Origin of the sequence: Undibacterium sp., from assembly GCF_030683615.1 — a bacterium.
Classification (GTDB): domain Bacteria; phylum Pseudomonadota; class Gammaproteobacteria; order Burkholderiales; family Burkholderiaceae_D; genus Undibacterium; species Undibacterium umbellatum.
The window spans coordinates 27,752-45,979 of sequence record NZ_JAUXQE010000030.1; the positions used below are offsets into that span (position 1 = coordinate 27,752).

Here is an 18,228-nt window from a genome sequence, read left to right on the forward strand (position 1 = left end):
TGTCTCCTCAGTGTGATCATCAGTGTCCGCTGCAACTAGCCAATTTAAGACTGGCTTTGATGTAGCTCAAGCTCTCAGTATAGTCTGCGAAACGCGCCATATAATTGCAAAATAACCCAATGATTTATTTATTTGAGCAATAATATTGCTAAATTTATTTAATATGGAGCAGATTATGCTTGAGGTTGAACTAGATAAGATAGACCGCAAGATCCTGGCGATTTTGCAGGCAGATGGCAGGCTCACCAATCAGGAAGTGGCAGAGCGCGTTAATCTCTCGCCCTCACCCTGCCTGCGCCGTATCAAGCGCCTGGAAGACAGCGGCGTCATCCGCAAATATGTAGCTTTGCTGGAACCCGCCAAGATAGGCCTGGGCTTGCTGGCTTATGTCAATGTCAGGCTGGAAAAGCATAGCGATGCCCCCGGCAAGGGTGCTTCACGCTCACCGCGTGATGACTTTTCGGCCTCGGTAGGGCAGTGGCCAGAAGTGGTGGCCTGTTATGCGATGACAGGGGAAATGGATTATCTCTTGCGCGTGCATGTGGAAGACATGAACCATTTTTCGCGCTTCATGATGGAGACCTTGTTGCGGCATCCGGCGGTGCTGGATGTGAAGTCTAGTTTTGCCTTGCAGCAGATTAAGGATACGACAGCCTTGCCGGTGGTGGGGGTATAAAGAGCACTGACGGAGGCATCTTTAATATACTTAAGCTTCAAATTACGACTTGTACCTAGATTTCTAGATATTAAAGTAATCGACGATTGAGACACAGAGAAACCAGGTTTTGCTTTCCTCTTCATCTTCTCTGTGTCTCGGTGGTGTAGCCGGGACTTCGTGCGGCATGCCGCGCGCCTGCGTAACGAAGACTGCTTACAAGCAGTCTTTCCATCCTCTGTGGTGAAAGGTCTTGGCTTCGCTACTTCGACCCACCCTTCATCCCCGGCAAATGCCTGAGCCATTTGGCAGCAGCGCGGGTATTTGCCTTGATGGTGTAGTCAATCGCTGCAACCTGTTCTTGCATGGCTTCTTTCAAGACGCTGGCGGCGTCGGCGGGCAGGATCTTCAAGTAGGCGTCGGCTTCGCCGTATTCGCGGTGGATTTCCATACCAGCTTTTTTGGCGATGTGTATCATGGTTTGATTCGATGACAGGCAATGCATGTACAAGGTGTCAATATCATCATTGCGGCAGTGAATGGCACCTCGTTCAAACAGTCTGGAGCCTATGCCCTTGCCGCGTGCTGAGGTGGAGACGGAAACGCCAAATTCGGCGACCTTGTCTTTATCCGTGGCTTCATCATCCTCGGCGCGTGGCGCATAAGCCAGGTGGCCGACGCCGACGACGCGGAAATGATGGCTGATGACGCCGAATACCTTGTCGCGGGAGAAATCGATGCCGTCTACATATTTTTCTATCATGGCATCCGGCAGATAAGTGCCAAAGCGTAGTAAGCGGTCACTTTCTTCGAGTCCAAGAAAATGTCTCAAGATGCGATGCCTGTCCTTTTCTGATAATTCCTTGACGAAAATGGTGGATTGCGATGGCTTTTTGGTAGAGTCTAGCAAGTGTTTTGGATCTTCTGGAAAAACGTCTGACGCATTCATAGCAGCTCCTTATGGGTAGCTTTTGTGCACTGCACAATGCATTGTAGATGATCTGTTTCGATTATTCCAGAAAAGCGCTATTTTTGAGAGTAAAACTTCTATTCTGTCCCATTCATACGCTGGCGGCTTCCAGAGCTGCGATTCTGGCTTCCCGTATTGCCACTGGAATTTGTGACGGGGTGTTGACATATTGCCCAGCAATTTCACCGCCATTGACTTGTTGTGCCACTTCCAGCGCCTTGCCTAGCCGGGTTTGTGGTGCATATGTCTCGTCTGTCTGCGCATACAGGCAGGCTGCTGCACTCAATACGTCGAGGAAGCGCTGGGGTTTGCGATAGGCATCACAGCGCCCCAGTAAATCGATGATATCGGTAGCAGGCAGACTGATGGCTAGATTGATATGTAAATGCTCACGTGCCAGCATGACGGCGAGGTCGCGGCATTCTGCCGGTACTTTCAAGCGCTGGCTAATCGCATCGGCCACGGCCATGCGTTGCTTTTCTAGCGCCGTAGCGGTTTGCTCATTGACCTGATCTGCGGTCAGATCGTGCAAGAGTACGGCATAACGTGTAGTCAGCGGCTGCTTGTTTGTTGCCGTTGCATCCAGCAATTGCATCAATTGCTCAGCCCGGCAGGAGTTAGCCGCGGCCGGTATATTCCATTGTCTATCAATCTCGGGTAATAAGCGTTGCAGTGCGCCGCAACTGCGCAAGACTTCAAACATACGGGAAGGACGCACTTCCATCAAGCCGCGTGAAATTTCTTGCCATACACGTTCTGGCACCAGGGCATCAACTTCACCAGCGGCCACCATGGTTTGCATGAGGGCCGTGGTTTCTGTGGCGACGCTGAAATCTTGTGGCGGTGTGGCAAAGCGGGCAGCGAAGCGGGCCAGGCGCAATATGCGTACCGGATCTTCACAAAATGCCATGGAGACATGGCGAAACACGCGGTTTTCCAGATCTTGCAAACCACCGTAGGGGTCGATGATGTTACCGTCATCATCCTGCGCCATGGCATTGATGCTGAGGTCGCGGCGTATCAAATCCTGTTCCAGCGTGACATCGGCATCGGTATGAAATACAAAGCCCTTGTAACCGGCGGCAGTCTTGCGTTCAGTACGCGCTAGCGCATATTCATCATGGGTCTTGGGGTGCAGGAATACCGGGAAATCTTTACCAACTGGCAAAAAGCCTTGGGCCAGCATCTCTTCTGGCGATGCGCCAACCACGACGTAATCGCGGTCTTGCACGGGATGACCGAGCAAGGCGTCGCGTACGGCGCCACCAACTATATAAGTCTTCATGTAGCGTTGCTGTCCTTATTCGCCATGACGGTTGTCATGACCGGGCATGGATTCGGTTTCCATCAATGCTTCCCGCACCCATAATGCGACTGCAGGGTGTGCTATCACGCGATCTACATAGGCTTGCAGGGCTGGTGCCAGCGAGACACCATAAGTGCGGAAGCGCATGACCACCGGCGCATAGAATGCATCAGCAATAGAGAATGCACCGAACAGGAATTCATGGGCGCCGTAGGATGCCAGACAATCTTCCCAGATTTCACTGATGCGGCCTATGTCGGCTTGTGAGCCTATGGTGCGGCCCTTGCCAAACAGGTCGGCACGGATATTCATGGGCATGTCAAAGCGCAGGGAAGAGAAGCCGGAATGCATTTCGGCACAGATGCTGCGTGCCGTGGCCCTGGCAGCGATATCTTCTGGCCACAGATTAAGTATGGAGAATTGTTCGGCCAGGTACTCGCAAATTGCCAGTGAATCCCATACAGTGATTTCACCCGCCAGCAAGACTGGCACACGACCGGCAGCAGAGTATTCAGCAATACGGTTGGTGGTATCTGGCTGGTTCAGCAGTATGCGTATTTCTTCGAAGGGTATACCAAAAGCCTTCATCAGTACCCAGGGGCGCATGGACCAGGAGGAATAATTTTTGTTGCCTATCACCAGGCGCAAACCGGCCCGGTGCTGGCCCAGCAAGGCGGCCAGTGCAGGTTGCATTTCAGTATCTTGCATGATGTCTACACTTAAAGATTGGCAGGAACATCGGATTCAGTGGCCGTCATGCCCTTGGGGACGACCATGCCCAGACGTTTCTTCAGTGACTGCGGTTTTTTCTCAAACAGGGCGGCGTAGTAAGTCGCATTCGACAATACGTTTTTGACATAGCCGCGGGTTTCATTGAAAGGAATGGTCTCGGCAAAAATGGCTCCTTCCACCGGACGTGTCAGTTTGGAACGCCAGGCGCGCGGGCGGCCAGGGCCAGCGTTATAAGCAGCGGATGCCAGAGCCTGCGAGCCACCCAGGTCGGTCAATACCATGTTCAGATAATTGGTGCCAAGCGCAATATTGGTTTCCACATCATTGACTTGGGTAGGTACAAAATTACCGAGGCCAATCTTCTTGGCAACATAGCGCGCAGTAGCTGGCATCAATTGCATCAGGCCAGATGCACCCACATGCGATTTGGCATTCATGATGAAGCGTGATTCCTGGCGTATCAAACCATATACCCAGGCCATGTCCATGCCCAGTGCCTGGGTAGTCTTGTACATGCTGTCGTTGAATGGCGTAGGGTAACGCTGGCTGAAATCCAGTTCACCCTTGGTGCGGTCGGAGGTGTTGACCATGCGATCGAGTAAGTTGTTTTTCCTTGCCAGTTCGGCTGCGGCCAGATGCTGGCGCTCGCTCATCTTGCGCAACTCCCAATTCCATTCACGCGTGCCTTCGAAGCGCAAATTCATGGCATAGAATTTCAGTGCCCTTTGCAAATTGGGATTTCTTTCCATCGGCGCCAGCTCTTCTGGCGTTACTGGTTTGACGGTGCCGGGGACACCTATTTTTTGTCCCTGTTCTTCCAGGGCAAGTTGACCATAGAAATGCAATTGATCGGCGATGCTGGCGAACTGGGCGCGCGCTTCTTCATGCTTGCCTTCGGCTTTTAATGCGCGGCCATACCAGTAAACCCAGGCCGGGTCTGCCTTCAGGCTGGCAGGCATGGCGGTGATGCTGGACTTCACCAGCTTCCAGTCCCCTTCACGCAAGGCTGTACGGGTGCGCCATTGATAGGCTTCTTGTGTCAAGACTGCGCCTTCGGCTTTTTGCCAGTAAGCCAGGGCTTCCGGTTCCAGTTTTTGTGCGGCTTGCATGGCGATCTGCGCCCAGCCCAGGGCTTTTTCATTGTCCGTGAATAAGTTCCTGTGACGACTCAGGGTTTCTGCTGCCTGCTCATGATCAGATTTTGCCAGGCGTCCCAAGGCAATCAGATACAGTTCGTGGGCGGCATGCCCGGCATCCGGGGCTTTCTTTAGCATGCCAGCTGGTTTGTCCACGGCTTCTGCAACTTGCTTGTCTGATACATTCAGCAATTTACCCAGGCGTTGTGCCAGTGGCAAGGCGCCGTTTTCTGCCGCCATGCGCATTTGCGCCCACAAATCATCCTGGTTGAATTGTCCATTCGTCGTCAGGTAAGTGACCAGGGCATAGCAGCCTTCTCCATAGTCACGCGGGCTATTGAGCAAATTGCGCGCTTCTGTTGCCACTTTGTGCTGCTTTACTGCCTTGGAAAGCAAGGAATAGCAGCGCAACTGATTATCATCTGCGACAACAAATTGTGGATATTGCTGATCAAACAAGTCCCATTCGCCACGCCTGCCCAGCAGCAAGAGCCAGTCATTGCGTAGCCGGTCAGCGATGGCGCTACCTTCATACTTGCTGATAAAGTCACGGAATTCAGCGTTGGTCGTTTTTACCAGGCGTGAGCGCAGGCGGTAATAATCGACATAGGAGGGGATGTCATAATTCTTCAATGCCGCTGCATGTTGCTCGGTGCTGGCGGCGTCTTCATGGAAGGCGGCATCACGCAAGGCCATGAAACGGTCATCATCATTGGCAATCAGGCTCCTTTTCGCTGGCGCTGCATAGGCGAAAGGACTTGTTGCGAAACCTGCTAAGATCATCAGGCTAAGACCAGTTAAACTTTTTTTCACAGACATCTTTTGACAGTTTGAGATTACATTTCTGACAGTATGACACAGCCCAAGAATAGCGCACACAAACTCAGCGTTGAAACAGCGCAAAGCCGCACTGAATTGCGTCAGTTTTTGCGACAACAACGCCAGGCCATTACGCCGGAACAGAAAAGCTTGCTGGATGCTGAATTGGGAAAGCAATTGCTGTTATGGTGTCAACAAAATACACCCGCCAGCCTGGCTGTGTATTGGCCGATACAGGCAGAACCGGACTTGCGTCCCTATTATCAGCAATTGCAGGAGCAGGGCGTGCAACTGGCCTTGCCGCTGGTGATAGCCAAAGACATGCCTTTAAGCTTTTTGTCCTGGCAGGCAGGGGATGCCATGACAGTCGATTCCTATGGTATTGCCATTCCGGCGCACGGGCGTCTGGTGGCGCAGCCTGAAGTCTTGCTTATCCCTTGCCTGGGCTGGAATGCGGCAGGCTACCGCCTGGGTTATGGCGGCGGCTTTTATGACCGTACTCTTGCCGTTGCACCACGGCCCAGGGCGATCGGTATGGCCTATGCCTGCACCCAGGCAGAATTTGCAGCGCAGGAACATGATATTCCCATGGATTGCATAATCTCCGCCTGAGTTCTAGTTCTCCTTGGCGCACCAGACTTGCCACATGCTGCGATAGGCATTTTCTATCTTGCGGCAGAAGCCTGCTTCATCCATCAATGGGCTATTTTGCATTTGCATACGCAAGCCAGCACGTATAGTGATGAGCTCCGGCAGATTGCTGGCAAGGCTGACGACCTTGTCCACATATTCTTCTTCTGTCCTTGCAATCCATTCAGGTCGGCCCAGGCCGCTCAATATGCTACTACCCAGCCTGCCCATGCTGGGGCGAGACGCCAGGGTGACAAAGGGAATGCCCAGGTACAGGGATTCGAACAAAGTCGTACCAGAGTTGTGCGGGAAGCAATCCAGTCCGATGTCTATGCTACGGATAACATCCCATGGCGGACTGTGAGCGCCGATTTGCAAGCGGCTGCGGTCTATCCCCAGGGCCACAAATTTATCTTCCAGGGACTTGCGCATGGCTTCATCCTTGAAGTTGCCACTGTCTATCACCAGCCGTGAATTCTCCAGTTTCTGTAATATACTGGCCCAAACCCTGATCACCTTGTGATTGATGCGCACGGCACGGCTAAGCGTGCCTATCGTGACATATCCGTTTGTCAATGCGGGCAAGGTGTTGTACATTCCCATGCCTTCTGCAGGACGATAGACCAGCGATGGCGTTTCGACACGCCAGACTTGTTCAGCAAATAAATGATTTGCCTCTGGTGGCGCGAAAATCGCATCGGACAGCATATAGTCTATCGCCGTCAAGCCTGTCGTATAGGCATAACCCAGCCAGGTGATCGAAACCGGAGCTGGTTTGCGGGCCATGACGCGCAAGCGGTTATTACCTGTATGACCAGCGACATCGACGAGGATATCAATACCGTCGTCACGTATTTTTTCGGCCATGGCATCATCGCTCAGATGCCTGGTTGGTATCCAGTGATCCACATGCTTGCGATAACGTACACTCACAGCATCTTCTGACGCGAGTTCAGCATAGGCATAGATCTCGAACTGGCTCTTGTCATGCTGAGCCAGCAATGGTTCCAGGAAATGCTGGACCGGGTGACGCCGCATATCCGGTGAAACATAGCCTACCTTCAAGCGACGTGCTGGCTGCTTGCTATTGGTATGCGGGTGCCATTGCGGGTAAAAATGCGCTACAAAGCGGCGTTCATATTCCTGATAAGCGGCAAAAATTTCTTCTGCGCTCAGGTCGGGATGATAGTTCAGGGAAAACAGCAGATTGCCATAGGCTTCAGAGAAATCCGGTTGGCATTCCAGTGCCTGGCGATAAGCCGCAACTGCTTCAGGGATCATGCCCTGATCGTCGTACAACACACCCAGGCAATTATGGGCATGGGCTAAATCTGGCTTGATTTTTATCGCTTGATCGAAACAGGTACGAGCTTGTGTCGCCCGGTTGAAGGTCATGTGTAACTGACCAAGTTCAAGCAAGGATACGATGGAGTTGGGGTCCAGTTGCAGGGCTTTTTGGTAACAGGTTTGCGCGTCGTCATAGCGCTGTTGTTCAAAAAAGAGTTGGCCTAGAAGGCTGTGATAACTGGCATTGTTTTTATCCAGATCCAGGGCTTTGCGGTAACTTGCTTCTGCTTTGGCAAACTGTGCATTTAACTTATAAATCTGTGCAAGATTGACATAGGCAAGGGCAAATTTGGGGTCCTGCTCCAGGGCGCGCTGATAATAACTTTCCGCCTGTGCAAGATCCCCTTGATCCAGGAAAATTAAGCCAAGATTGCCAAGCGCTTGGGCAAAAACTGGTTGCAGTTGCAGAGCTTGCAGGTAGCAGTTCTTTGCTGCCTCGACTTGCCCCTGTTCTTTTAAAACCACGCCCAGATTGTAATGAATGATGGCCTCTTGTGGAAGAGAAACCAGCATCTGGCGATATATGCTCTCAGCCTCTGCATAACGAGAGGACTGCAAATACAGATTTAACAGCGCATCCCTTGCTGCCGTATTGGCGGGCTGGCGTGTCAGCAGGTTTTTTAATACATTTTCTGCTTCCTGCTGTTTACCCTGTTGCTGATACAGGTTGACCAGGAAAAAATCCGCAGTTGTCATCTCGGTCTGGCAGGCAATCGCGTGCTGGAAACAAGGCTCGGCATCCAGGTAGCGCCCCTGTGCTGCGTGTATCATGCCGAGATTGCAATAGGCATAATAATGCTGGGGTTCCAGTTTTAATAATTCTTGATAATGATGGATGGCAGCACTGAGGTCATCGCGCTGCTGAAAAAGCATGGCCAGATTGAAATGCGCATGTCCAAATTGCGGATTGAGTTCCAGGGCGTGCAGATAAGCCTGTTCAGCATCGTGGTTTTTCCCTTCCAGCGACAGGCTGACGCCGAGATTGAAGTGGGCGATGATATTGCCAGGTTGCCGGGCCAGGACATGTCGGTAACATGCTATCGCTTCCGCAAAGCGTGATTGCCCATCCAGGCACAGGCCAAGATTGATCCAGGTTTCCAATGATTCTGGTTCGCTTTCCAGGACAATGCGATAGACAGCCTCGGCTTCCGGCAACAAGAATTTTTCATACAGCGTGTCAGCCAGGATATTGGCAGGCAGGTTTTCAGCCGGGTCAAGTTGCAGTTTTTCGTAGGCTACGGCAATGGCATCATGATGCCCGGCAAATACCGGCATTGTTGCGACATTGCTGGCAACTGTTGCTGGTTCATCCGCTGCCAAGACCGGGCCGGGTTTTTTAGGAGGGGCGCTAACTTGTTGGGGTTCGGGCGTTTCTTGTGATTTTGAAAAAGTTTTTTTAAGCCAGTTCAACATAAGCGTCAGTCTTCTTTGCTGGTAGAAAATGACGCTTATTTTAACCAGTAATTGTTTAAACTGGCGAAAGTAAAGGTGATCCGGGTCGTGGCTAGCTGGCTTAACGAATAATGTCAGGATTCAAGACTTCTTCATCCACCCTCGGTGTTTGTCCGCGCAACACCGAATTGCCGCTATACAGGGTGCGCTGGTCTATTTTGGCTGGCTGGCACCAGTGGGCCTCCTGCATTTCCTGGTTCAGGCCGTACACAGACAATGCGTTGGCATACACGACTTGATGAATGACTTCGGCAGAGATACCGCGGCTGGCCATCAGGCGGGCGGACTTGGGTACGGCCAGCGGATCAGACACGCCCCAGTCGCAGGCAGAATTGACGATGATGCGTTCAGGGCCATATTGGTTGACGATGTCGGCCAGCCTTTCATTCCCCATCTTGGTGGATGGGTAAATCGTGAAGGCGCACCAGTAGCCGCGGTCCAGCACTTCCTGCACAGTCTCTTCATTATTGTGGTCGATAACGCAGCGTGCCGGATCAAAGTCGCATTCTTCCAGCACATCCATGGTGCGGGTGGTGCCGCGTTTTTTATCGCGGTGTGGCGTATGGATCATGATGGGCAGTTCAAATTCTATCGCCATGGCGATTTGAGCACGCAGGGCCTTGTCTTCGAGTTCTGTCTGCTCATCGTAGCCAATTTCACCGAGTGCCACTACGCCTTCCTTGCCCAAGTAACGAGGCATGATGTCCAGCACCGCTTCTGCCAGTGCCGGGTTATTCGCTTCTTTGGGATTAAGGCCGATAGCGCAGTAATGACGTATGCCAAACTGCCCGGCGCGAAAGCGCTCGAAGCCGGTGATGGTGGAAAAATAATCGATGAAGCTGCCTACATTGGTACGCAATTGCCCCAGCCAGAATGCCGGTTCGATGACGGCGACAATGCCGGCTTTGGCCATGGCTTCATAGTCATCGGTAGTGCGGGCGATCATATGCGCATGCGGGTCTATCATCATGCCATTGCCACCGCTGGCGAGTTGGCGGAATGCCGTCTGGCCCTGTTGCAATTGTCCGGCCTGGGCCAGCAGGTTTTGCAGCATCTGCGGTGTGATCGTGCCATTGCAACAGGGGCAGGTGACGGCACGGTCAGAAAACATTTCATCCACGATCGTACTGTCGGCGACAAAGTCGCTTGAAAATTTACCGTTGTCATTCATTTGCCAGCTCCTGAGTTTGCATTTTCAAACATGATTTTCAAGGCGATGCCCTTGATATCCGCTGCATGGACTTCATTCCTGCTATCTGCTGACGGGCGATCAAGTATCAGCAAAGGCCCATCGGCTGCATCATCCACCGGCCTGCCGTGTGAGCCTTGTACCAGGCTGGCATCCAGGCCAATGACATTCATCAGGCTGCGAAAACCCAGCATGCGCTTGCCCAGCCGCCATGCCACTGCCAGCTTGGGGAAGCTGATATTGGTATCGACAAACAGCTCAGCTGGGTCATAGCCGGGTTTGCGGTGGATTTCTACCGTGCGGGCAAAGTCAGGTGCCAGCGCATCATCCTGCCAGTAATAGTAAGTGAACCAGGAGCGCTTGTCTGCCATCACTACCAGTTCACCTGACCGGGGGTGATCCAGCCCTATGGCCGCACGCTCACTGCCAGCCCAGATGTCTTCTACACCAGCGACATTGCCGAGCAACCTGCGTACTGGCGCAATCAATTCTGGCCTGGAGATATATACATGGGCAAACTGATGGTCAGCCACGGCATAGGCGCTGGAGGCAATCGGGTCGAGTAACTCTGCGCCATCCTCTTCGCGCACGGCCAGGTACCCCGCTTCACGCAAGATGCGGTTCAGGTGTATTGGTCTGTCAACGGCAGTAATGCCGTATTCGGACAAGACCATGACACGGCGGCCAGCCTTTTGGGCATGGGCGATCAAGTCACCAGCCACGTCATCAATATCGCGCAAGGATTGTTGTACTGCCGGATTGCTCAGGTCTGGCCCATGTCTTTGCAAGTCATAGTCCAGGTGCGGCAGGTAGACCATGGTCAGGGTCGGGTTTTTTTCTGTGATGGCCAGCTTGGCGGCGTCAGCAATCCAGCGGCTGGACTTGATCGTGGTGGCCGGGCCCCAGAACTGGAATAGCGGGAAGGCACCGATTTTTTGTGTCAGTTCATCGCGCCATGCTGGCGGTGTCGTATAACAGTCCGGCAGCTTGCGCCCATCTGCCTTATAGATGGGGCGAGGGGTGATGCCATAGTCATGGGTCGATGCCATGTTGTACCACCAGAACAAATTCGCGCATGTGAATTTGGAATCACGCGCCTTGCCTGCTTCCCAGATTTTTTCTCCAGTGACGAGTTTATTGGATTGCCGCCAAAACCAGATTTCTGCCAGGTCGCGGAATAACCAGCCATTGCCGACGATGCCATGTTGCTGTGGCGATAGCCCGGTCATGATGGTGGCTTGCACGCTGCACGTGACGGCTGGTGCCACGCTTTTTAGTGGCTGCATATGGCCGCTTGCAACAAAGGCAGACAGCCGTGGTGTCAGCGTACCCAGCAGACTAGGGGTGAGACCCACGATATTCAATATCAACAAGCTTTGCATGAGTAAATTTTTGCTTATTCATACTACGGTGAAGTCCGGGAGCGCAGTACATCTTGCCACCACTCAGACGAATAATCGCACCAGCTTAGCGATGGATTGTTTCCTTATTATTAATTTAATCCTGGTTTTGCGCAATAGCTACTTGCTGGAAAGTATTTCTTAAAAAGAAATGTTGCATGGAAAAGATATTTCAAGAAAAGATGCCGCGAAGCTATTGCATGTTTTACACTATTGTTTCAATATTGGTAATTATGTTTTCTGCAATGTATATGCAAGGATGTACGGAAGGCAATGGACATTTCCGGCTCAGTTGAGTGGAATGTCGCTGTTTTTCGGTATTGCAACGGCAACCCCATGTACTTCATCAATCTTTTCAGGGCTTGCGCAAAATCATCTCGGGCTGTCACGGTTTTGCGTTATCCGGTATCGATTGGTGCAACCACCACAGGAGAACCAATGAGCTACCTCAGTCTGCCCCGTTTAGTGTTTGCCGGCCAGTTCCAGGCCGATGTGTCCACCATCAACAACGATCCCGAGCATTTCGATACAGCGCGTTTCCGCTCCAATTACCAGATGCCAGGTCCTGGCGCGACCAATGGCTGGTGGAACCCTAACGGCACCGGCTCCTGGCGTTTCCGCAATTGCGTGGTCACCAGCGTGGTCTACCGCGATGGCAGCACTTGTTCAGATCCCAGTCTCGATCCCGTCATCGGCCTGGCCGTGAATGGTTCAGACACCAGGGTAGAAGGCAAGCTGGTGGATCTTGATAGTGAACAACAAATGGTGTCGGAAATCTGGGGCTTTTCGGTCAACCTCGGTAGCGAGGCCGCAGGCATGGGTTTCCAGAGCCGTTTTGCTGTCGCCCCGTTTGCCGATATCTGGGTCAATTATCCACCCGGCCAGCCAGACTCTTTTTTTTGTGCCTATTATCAGTCTGTGCTGGAACAAATCAAGATCACAGGTGCCGGGCCTTCGCGCTTCTTGAATGAATTGCTGGCCGAGAATAAAAATCCAGACAACTTCAGTATCAAGTTCAATGTCGATAGTTTCGACGATACCATGTCCTCGCCCAATTTTACCTTTGGCCGCGTGGTGGGCAGCATAGGCTTGCATGAAGCGAAGGAGCCGCGCCATTTTGTCCCAGGCCGCCGCCTGTGGGCAGTGCCTGGGCAAACCGCCAATGATGCGATAGGGCAAATTGTCGGTAATGTATTGACCCTTGATCTCGGCAATAGCCTGCCCATCAAGGAACTGGGTGGTGCGCGGGCCGACTCCGGCAGTTTGACGGTGGCTTTGTTGCCTAACGATGGTGCGCCGCAATTGCTGGCTGAAGTCAATTACATGGGCCAGCGCTGGTATGAAAGCACGGCGGGTATAGTCTCCATCCCTTTGAACAGCACTCAACTGGCGGCGGCTGCCAATACACCTCTGGGACTGGTGGCCAATGCCACCCAACCCTTGCTCGCGGAAGCACCGAATGGGCAATGGGTACGTGCCGACAATTTTGTTTTCAGGTTCAATCCACCAGAAAATCAGACGGTTACATTTTATGCCAGCAGTTTTGGTCAGCCCCTGGGAAACACCAGGATCAGCCTGGGTTACGATTCCAGCGCCATGGAAGGGCAGATCAAGCAAGGCCCGGTGCCCGGCCCGCAAAAAGTCGGCACCCCACCTGAGGCGCTCACTTTCCAGCCCAGTATCATTACCGATAGCGACGGTAGGGCGGAATTGAGCTTGAAAGCCTCGGACCCAGGTAATCCGCGTTGCTATATCGATGGCCAGGTATATGGCATCACTTACCAGATAGGCAGCACCCAGCCCGCCATAGGCAGCGTGGGCAATGGCGCACTGAGCCTGAATGCACTGGTGTTCAGTGGCTACACCATTCCTGATAAGCCAGACTGGTTATGTGATGTGCGTCCCATCTTTCAGCAATATGCTGACCTCTATCCCATCATGCACAAGATCGTTGACCTGTCGAATTACGCCAGTTTGACGAATAAGATTTTTGCCCTGAAAAATGTCTTCAGGGCGCCGGTTTCTGACCCCAACTACATGCCCGTGACACGTGACCTCTCCACCAAGAAACGCGAGATGCTGCAAAAGTGGCTGGACAATCCTGTGTATATGGAACTCGATTCCGTTCCTGATCTGCACCGTGCCCTGCAACAGGCCATAGAGCTGGAGCATGCAACCATACCGCCTTACCTGACAGCGCTCTACAGTATCAAGCCAAATGCCAATATCGAAGTAGCACAATTGATACGCAGCGTGGTGATGGAAGAAATGCTGCATATGGCTCTGGTCGCGAATTTGATGATATCCATCGGCGGCAAGCCCAGCTTCAATCGGCCCAAATTTGTACCTGTTTATCCCGGCTCACTGCCAGGTGGCTTGCGTGCAGATTTGAGTGTGCGCTTGCGCAAATGCTCGATTGATCAATTGCGTGCCTTCATGTCCATAGAACAGCCCGAGAAAACCATAGAGCCTGTGCATTACCGTGCCAGGGAGGGTGAACCTGTTGATACATCCAAGTACACCATAGGCTGGTTCTATGATGAAATCAAACAGACCTTGACGGAACTGAGCAATGCCGGTCAGATCAGTTTTGGCAATGCCGACAAGCAGGTCACAGAATGGCATGGCACAGGCAAGTTATTTGCGATTACTTCACTGGCCGATGCCTGCCGTGCCATTGATGAAATCAAACGTCAGGGTGAGGGTGCCGGAGCGCGTCATCCAGGCGATGGTGATGGTGAATTGTCCCATTATTACAAGTATGCCGAAATCGTCAATGGTCATCGCCTGGTCAAGAATGAACATGGCTTTGCCTATAGCGGCGAAAAAATTCCTTTCGATCCAGATGGTGTCTGGCCGATGATGGATGATCCCAATCTGGCGATGTATCCCCAGGGTTCACGCGCCCGCATTTTGCAGGAACAATTTGCCCGCACTTATCAAGCCTTGCTGAATGGCTTGCACATCGCCTTCAATGGCAAACCAGAAACACTGGGGCAAGCCGTGGGCCTGATGTTCTCATTGGGGCTGGCAGCACAGCAATTGATGGCTACGCCTTCAGGCTTGAACGATGGCACCAATGCCGGGCCCAGCTTCCAGTTGCCATTCCCAGGTTGAAGGAAGGCTTGAAGGAAAAAACGTGGATAAACCAGGAAAGGATGTATCGTGAAACTGGCTGAACTGAACCGGCTGCCCGATCTGCAAGTGGTCGCGCCTGCAACTGCGCGGACAGGCTGGCAACAGCAACATGTGCGCGTCGATTACACCTTTCCCGTGGTTTTCACCCGTGATGCCTTTGATATTGCCAATCCAGATTTTCGTGCAGTGGTGACTTTGCGTGAACCGCAGCGCAGGCACAGGCTGGCGATTTTCCTTGATGAAGGCGTGGCCAGGGCCATGCCCGGCCTGGTCGAGCAGATACTTGCCTATCTGCGCTTTCATCACGAAGCCATGGAATTGGCAGGCGAGATCTACCTGCTGCCTGGCGGTGAAGTCTGCAAGAATGATGCAAGCCTGGTGGAACGCCTATTGCAGGCTCTGTCAGAGCGGGCAATAGACCGGCATTCTTATTCCATCGCCATTGGCGGTGGCGCAGTGCTGGATGCAGTGGGCTATGCCTCTGCCATCTTCCATCGCGGCGTGCGGCATATACGTTTCCCGACTACGGTGCTGGCGCAGGATGACAGCGGTGTTGGTGTCAAAAATGCGGTCAACTGGCAAGGACAAAAAAACCTCATTGGCACCTTTGCCCCACCCTGGGCAGTCATCAACGATGCACGTTTCATCGATATCTTGCCCGTACGTGAAAAGCGGGCCGGGCTGGCAGAGGCTGTCAAGGTTGCCCTGATACGCGACCATGCATTTTTTCTCATGATGGAAAAGCAGTTGCCCGCACTGGCAGCATTTGACAGCAATGTACTGAACGTAGTGATCACCCGCTCCGCCAGCCTGCATATGCATCAGATTGCCCATGGTGGAGACCCCTTTGAAAGCGGCTCGGCCAGGCCGCTGGATTATGGTCACTGGGTCGCGCATAAACTCGAACGCCTGACTGCACATGCGCTATCGCATGGCGAAGCGGTCGCCATAGGCCTGGTACTGGATGCACGCTATTCCTGCATCGCAGGTTTGCTACCAGCCGGAGAAGATGCCCGCATCCATCGCTTGCTGACGCAACTGGGTTTTGATCTGTGGCATGCACAATTACTGGCTCAGGACGAGCAAGGTGAATTGCTGGTATTGCAGGGCTTAAGAGAATTCCGCGAACACCTGGGGGGCGAGTTGACCATCACGCTGCTGGCCGCCATAGGTAGTGGTGTAGAAGTCCACGAGATGGATGCAGGGCTGGTGCGCGCAGCAATAGACTGGTTGCACAGCCAGCAGGCAAATTCAGTTGTCCTGACCGACTGAGGCTGACATGCAATTATCCCTGCCACCGCAAAACGTGCATTTGACTTACTGCACGAATATACACGCAGGTGAAAGCTGGGATGAAGTGCTTGCCAGCCTGGAAGAAACCATACCTTTGCTCAGGGAAAAACTGGAGCTGGTCGCTGACCAGGCATTTGGCATAGGCTTGCGTCTGTCTGCCCAGGCAGCCGATAGCCTCATCATTCCGGCCAGGTTGCAGGAATTCAAAATGCAGTTGGCACGACTGGGCGCCTATGTCTTCACCATCAATGCTTTTCCTTACGGGCCTTTCCATGGCGTCAGGGTCAAAGAACAAGTGTATTTGCCAGACTGGCGCGATACCGAGCGTTTACGTTATACCAGGCAATGCGCCCACATTCTGGCTGAGCTTTTGCCGGAGGATGTGGAAGGCAGTATTTCCACCGTGCCCGGTGGGTATAAATCAGAAGCGCAAACAGCCGGGGCGCAACAGCAGATTGTTGAGCAACTGATAGCCGCAGTCGCCATGCTGGCCGGACTGGAACAAACAAGTGGCAAATGCATAGCGCTGGCATTGGAACCTGAACCCTGCTGTTTTCTGGAAACCATGGACGAGACCGCAGCTTTCTTTTGCGGTCAATTGTGGACAAAGGACAGCATAGCCAGGCTGGCAGAATTATGCGTCTGCACGGAAGCACAAGCCGCCCGCCTGATGCGCCGTCATCTGGGGGTTTGCTATGACGTTTGCCATGCCGCGGTTGAATTTGAGGACCCGGTGAGTGCCATGCAAAGCTTGACAGAGCTGGGCATACGCATACTCAAGATACAGTTGTCCTGCGCCTTGCGCATCCCTGCCATGCATGCAGGGATGGTGAATGAGCTACGGCGTTTTGACGATGGCGTGTATCTGCACCAGGTCGTGGTCCATAATCAGGATAGCTTGCAACGCTATACCGACCTGCCTGCCGCACTGTCGGCTTATCAGGCTGGTCAGGCTGATGGCGAATGGCGTGTCCATTGTCACGTCCCGATATTCTGGGACAGTGAAGAGCAATTGGGTTCAACCCGGACTGATTTGCTGGCGACCCTGCAAGCCTTGCGCAAGCAGGGGCTTTCCAGCCATCTGGAAGTGGAGACTTATACCTGGGATGTCTTGCCCGCACATTTGAAAAATGAATCCAAAGCCCATGCAATTGCGCGTGAGTTGAGCTTTATCATGAAAGAACTGCTGACATGAATACTTTAGTCATGAATAACAGCCGCCTGGGCATCTACTTGCGATTGGGTAGGGTGTCCAACCTGCCCACCGTATGGACCAATGTACTGGCGGGTGCCATCGTCGCAGGCAGCATTACAGGCCGCCCCTTATCTATCATACATACGCTGCTGGTCATGCTGGCGATATCAGCTTTTTACTGCGCGGGCATGTATTTGAATGATGCCTTTGACCGGGAAATCGATGCCCGTGAAAGACCGGGGCGACCCATTCCCTCGGGCCAGATCAGCGCAAGGGCGGTGTTTGCCATCGGCTTTGTCTTGCAAGTTGCGGGCATCGCCATACTCAGTTACTACGGCACCTGGGCGATAGTTTGCGGTTGTGCACTGGCCGCCACCATTTTGTTGTACAACGTCTGGCACAAGGGCAATCCTCTAAGTCCGCTGATCATGGGACTGTGTCGCGCCCTGGTGTATTTTGTCGCTGCTGCCAGCGTGATGATGGTAGAGCTCACTACTTCAGCCGAGCATTCGCTAAAAAACACTGGACTGTTCAATACAACCGTGGTCCTGGCAGCACTGGCGATCTGGGCGCATGTAGTGGGTCTGACTTATGCAGCAAAACAAGAGAGTCTGAATCGTTTGGGTAGTTTGTGGCCATTGCTGATCTTGGCATTGCCCGTGCTTTTGTATGGCAGCAGATCTGTCACCAGTTGGACCGATGGTGGCCTGGCTCTTTTGATGTTGCTGGCCCTGATTGCGGCAGACATCATTGCCGTGCGCTTGTTAATCACCCGCCATATCGCAGGTGCGGTACCCAAGGCCGTAGCGCAATTGATTGCTGCAACTTCGCTGCTGGATGCATTGGTCATCGCCATCGCTGGCGGCGGTGTTGCTGCCGTGGCGTTTTGCCTATGTGCCTTTGTCATGACCAGGGTTTTGCAGCGTGTCATTCCAGGAACCTGATCCATCATTTTAGGCGGCCATC

General features: G+C 52.9%; 13 protein-coding genes. 6 read left to right on the forward strand and 7 right to left on the reverse strand.

Annotated elements, in window-relative coordinates; all coding sequences use genetic code 11:
- Nucleotides 1-175: 175 nt before the first annotated feature.
- Nucleotides 176-676 carry an Lrp/AsnC family transcriptional regulator gene (locus Q8K39_RS14620; protein WP_305261255.1) on the forward strand — a complete coding sequence of 167 codons (501 nt, stop codon included), beginning with the start codon at nucleotides 176-178 and terminating at the stop codon, nucleotides 674-676.
- A gap of 241 nt (nucleotides 677-917) precedes the next feature.
- On the opposite strand, the gene Q8K39_RS14625 is transcribed toward Q8K39_RS14620, so the two are convergent.
- The 4 genes from Q8K39_RS14625 to Q8K39_RS14640 all read right to left on the reverse strand — a co-directional run bounded on the left by Q8K39_RS14625 (nucleotide 918) and on the right by Q8K39_RS14640 (nucleotide 5,618).
- Nucleotides 918-1,604: a GNAT family N-acetyltransferase gene (locus Q8K39_RS14625; RefSeq protein ID WP_186953208.1), complete on the reverse strand. Its 687-nt coding sequence runs from the start codon at nucleotides 1,602-1,604 to the stop codon at nucleotides 918-920.
- Nucleotides 1,605-1,716: 112 nt separating this feature from the next.
- Nucleotides 1,717-2,910, reverse strand: a complete 1,194-nt coding sequence (locus Q8K39_RS14630) for a multifunctional CCA addition/repair protein (RefSeq protein WP_305261256.1) — start codon at nucleotides 2,908-2,910, stop codon at nucleotides 1,717-1,719.
- Nucleotides 2,911-2,925: 15 nt separating this feature from the next.
- The gene (locus tag Q8K39_RS14635) at nucleotides 2,926-3,639 is read right to left on the reverse strand and encodes a glutathione S-transferase family protein (RefSeq protein ID WP_305261257.1); all 714 of its coding nucleotides are present in this window, start codon (nucleotides 3,637-3,639) and stop codon (nucleotides 2,926-2,928) included.
- Between the two features lie 11 nt (nucleotides 3,640-3,650).
- Nucleotides 3,651-5,618 carry a transglycosylase SLT domain-containing protein gene (locus Q8K39_RS14640; protein WP_370868610.1) on the reverse strand — a complete coding sequence of 656 codons (1,968 nt, stop codon included), beginning with the start codon at nucleotides 5,616-5,618 and terminating at the stop codon, nucleotides 3,651-3,653.
- Between the two features lie 33 nt (nucleotides 5,619-5,651).
- Between Q8K39_RS14640 and Q8K39_RS14645 the strand changes: the two genes are divergently transcribed.
- Complete coding sequence (locus tag Q8K39_RS14645) at nucleotides 5,652-6,230, forward strand: 5-formyltetrahydrofolate cyclo-ligase (RefSeq protein ID WP_186953211.1); 579 nt, start codon at nucleotides 5,652-5,654, stop codon at nucleotides 6,228-6,230.
- Between the two features lie 3 nt (nucleotides 6,231-6,233).
- On the opposite strand, the gene Q8K39_RS14650 is transcribed toward Q8K39_RS14645, so the two are convergent.
- The 3 genes from Q8K39_RS14650 to Q8K39_RS14660 all read right to left on the reverse strand — a co-directional run bounded on the left by Q8K39_RS14650 (nucleotide 6,234) and on the right by Q8K39_RS14660 (nucleotide 11,618).
- Nucleotides 6,234-9,008 (reverse strand): tetratricopeptide repeat protein, encoded by a 2,775-nt coding sequence (locus Q8K39_RS14650; protein WP_305261259.1) that lies wholly within the window; start codon nucleotides 9,006-9,008, stop codon nucleotides 6,234-6,236.
- 100 nt (nucleotides 9,009-9,108) lie between these two features.
- A complete protein-coding gene (locus tag Q8K39_RS14655) occupies nucleotides 9,109-10,218 on the reverse strand; it encodes a TatD family hydrolase (protein ID WP_305261261.1) in 1,110 nt (369 codons plus the stop codon).
- Nucleotides 10,215-11,618: a nucleotide pyrophosphatase/phosphodiesterase family protein gene (locus Q8K39_RS14660; RefSeq protein ID WP_305261263.1), complete on the reverse strand. Its 1,404-nt coding sequence runs from the start codon at nucleotides 11,616-11,618 to the stop codon at nucleotides 10,215-10,217. Before Q8K39_RS14660 ends, Q8K39_RS14655 begins: the two co-directional genes overlap by 4 nt.
- Before the next feature lie 456 nt (nucleotides 11,619-12,074).
- Here Q8K39_RS14660 and Q8K39_RS14665 point away from each other — a divergent pair, with 456 nt between their 5' ends.
- Genes Q8K39_RS14665 through Q8K39_RS14680 form a run of 4 tightly spaced genes read left to right on the forward strand, consistent with a single transcriptional unit; the run spans nucleotide 12,075 to nucleotide 18,206 of the window.
- Entirely contained in the window at nucleotides 12,075-14,753 is a 2,679-nt protein-coding gene (locus Q8K39_RS14665) for a ferritin-like protein (RefSeq protein WP_305261265.1), read from the forward strand.
- A gap of 48 nt (nucleotides 14,754-14,801) precedes the next feature.
- Complete coding sequence (locus tag Q8K39_RS14670; RefSeq protein WP_305261266.1) at nucleotides 14,802-16,046, forward strand: 3-dehydroquinate synthase; 1,245 nt, start codon at nucleotides 14,802-14,804, stop codon at nucleotides 16,044-16,046.
- A 7-nt stretch (nucleotides 16,047-16,053) separates the two neighbouring features.
- Nucleotides 16,054-17,262 (forward strand): metabolite traffic protein EboE, encoded by a 1,209-nt coding sequence (gene eboE / locus Q8K39_RS14675; RefSeq protein ID WP_305261268.1) that lies wholly within the window; start codon nucleotides 16,054-16,056, stop codon nucleotides 17,260-17,262.
- Nucleotides 17,259-18,206 carry a UbiA family prenyltransferase gene (locus Q8K39_RS14680; protein ID WP_305261270.1) on the forward strand — a complete coding sequence of 316 codons (948 nt, stop codon included), beginning with the start codon at nucleotides 17,259-17,261 and terminating at the stop codon, nucleotides 18,204-18,206. Before eboE ends, Q8K39_RS14680 begins: the two co-directional genes overlap by 4 nt.
- Nucleotides 18,207-18,228 lie beyond the last annotated feature (22 nt).

Excerpts from the sequence above, each read along its gene's own strand:
- Q8K39_RS14630 (WP_305261256.1), bottom strand. The coding sequence starts at position 2,910 with ATGAAGACTTATATAGTTGGTGGCGCCGTACGCGACGCCTTGCTCGGT.
- Q8K39_RS14660 (WP_305261263.1), bottom strand. The coding sequence starts at position 11,618 with ATGCAAAGCTTGTTGATATTGAATATCGTGGGTCTCACCCCTAGTCTG.
- Q8K39_RS14620 (WP_305261255.1), top strand. The coding sequence starts at position 176 with ATGCTTGAGGTTGAACTAGATAAGATAGACCGCAAGATCCTGGCGATT.
- Q8K39_RS14625 (WP_186953208.1), bottom strand. The coding sequence starts at position 1,604 with ATGAATGCGTCAGACGTTTTTCCAGAAGATCCAAAACACTTGCTAGAC.
- Q8K39_RS14655 (WP_305261261.1), bottom strand. The coding sequence starts at position 10,218 with ATGAATGACAACGGTAAATTTTCAAGCGACTTTGTCGCCGACAGTACG.
- Q8K39_RS14640 (WP_370868610.1), bottom strand. The coding sequence starts at position 5,618 with ATGTCTGTGAAAAAAAGTTTAACTGGTCTTAGCCTGATGATCTTAGCA.
- Q8K39_RS14635 (WP_305261257.1), bottom strand. The coding sequence starts at position 3,639 with ATGCAAGATACTGAAATGCAACCTGCACTGGCCGCCTTGCTGGGCCAG.
- Q8K39_RS14680 (WP_305261270.1), top strand. The coding sequence starts at position 17,259 with ATGAATACTTTAGTCATGAATAACAGCCGCCTGGGCATCTACTTGCGA.
- eboE (WP_305261268.1), top strand. The coding sequence starts at position 16,054 with ATGCAATTATCCCTGCCACCGCAAAACGTGCATTTGACTTACTGCACG.
- Q8K39_RS14645 (WP_186953211.1), top strand. The coding sequence starts at position 5,652 with ATGACACAGCCCAAGAATAGCGCACACAAACTCAGCGTTGAAACAGCG.
- Q8K39_RS14650 (WP_305261259.1), bottom strand. The coding sequence starts at position 9,008 with ATGTTGAACTGGCTTAAAAAAACTTTTTCAAAATCACAAGAAACGCCC.
- Q8K39_RS14665 (WP_305261265.1), top strand. The coding sequence starts at position 12,075 with ATGAGCTACCTCAGTCTGCCCCGTTTAGTGTTTGCCGGCCAGTTCCAG.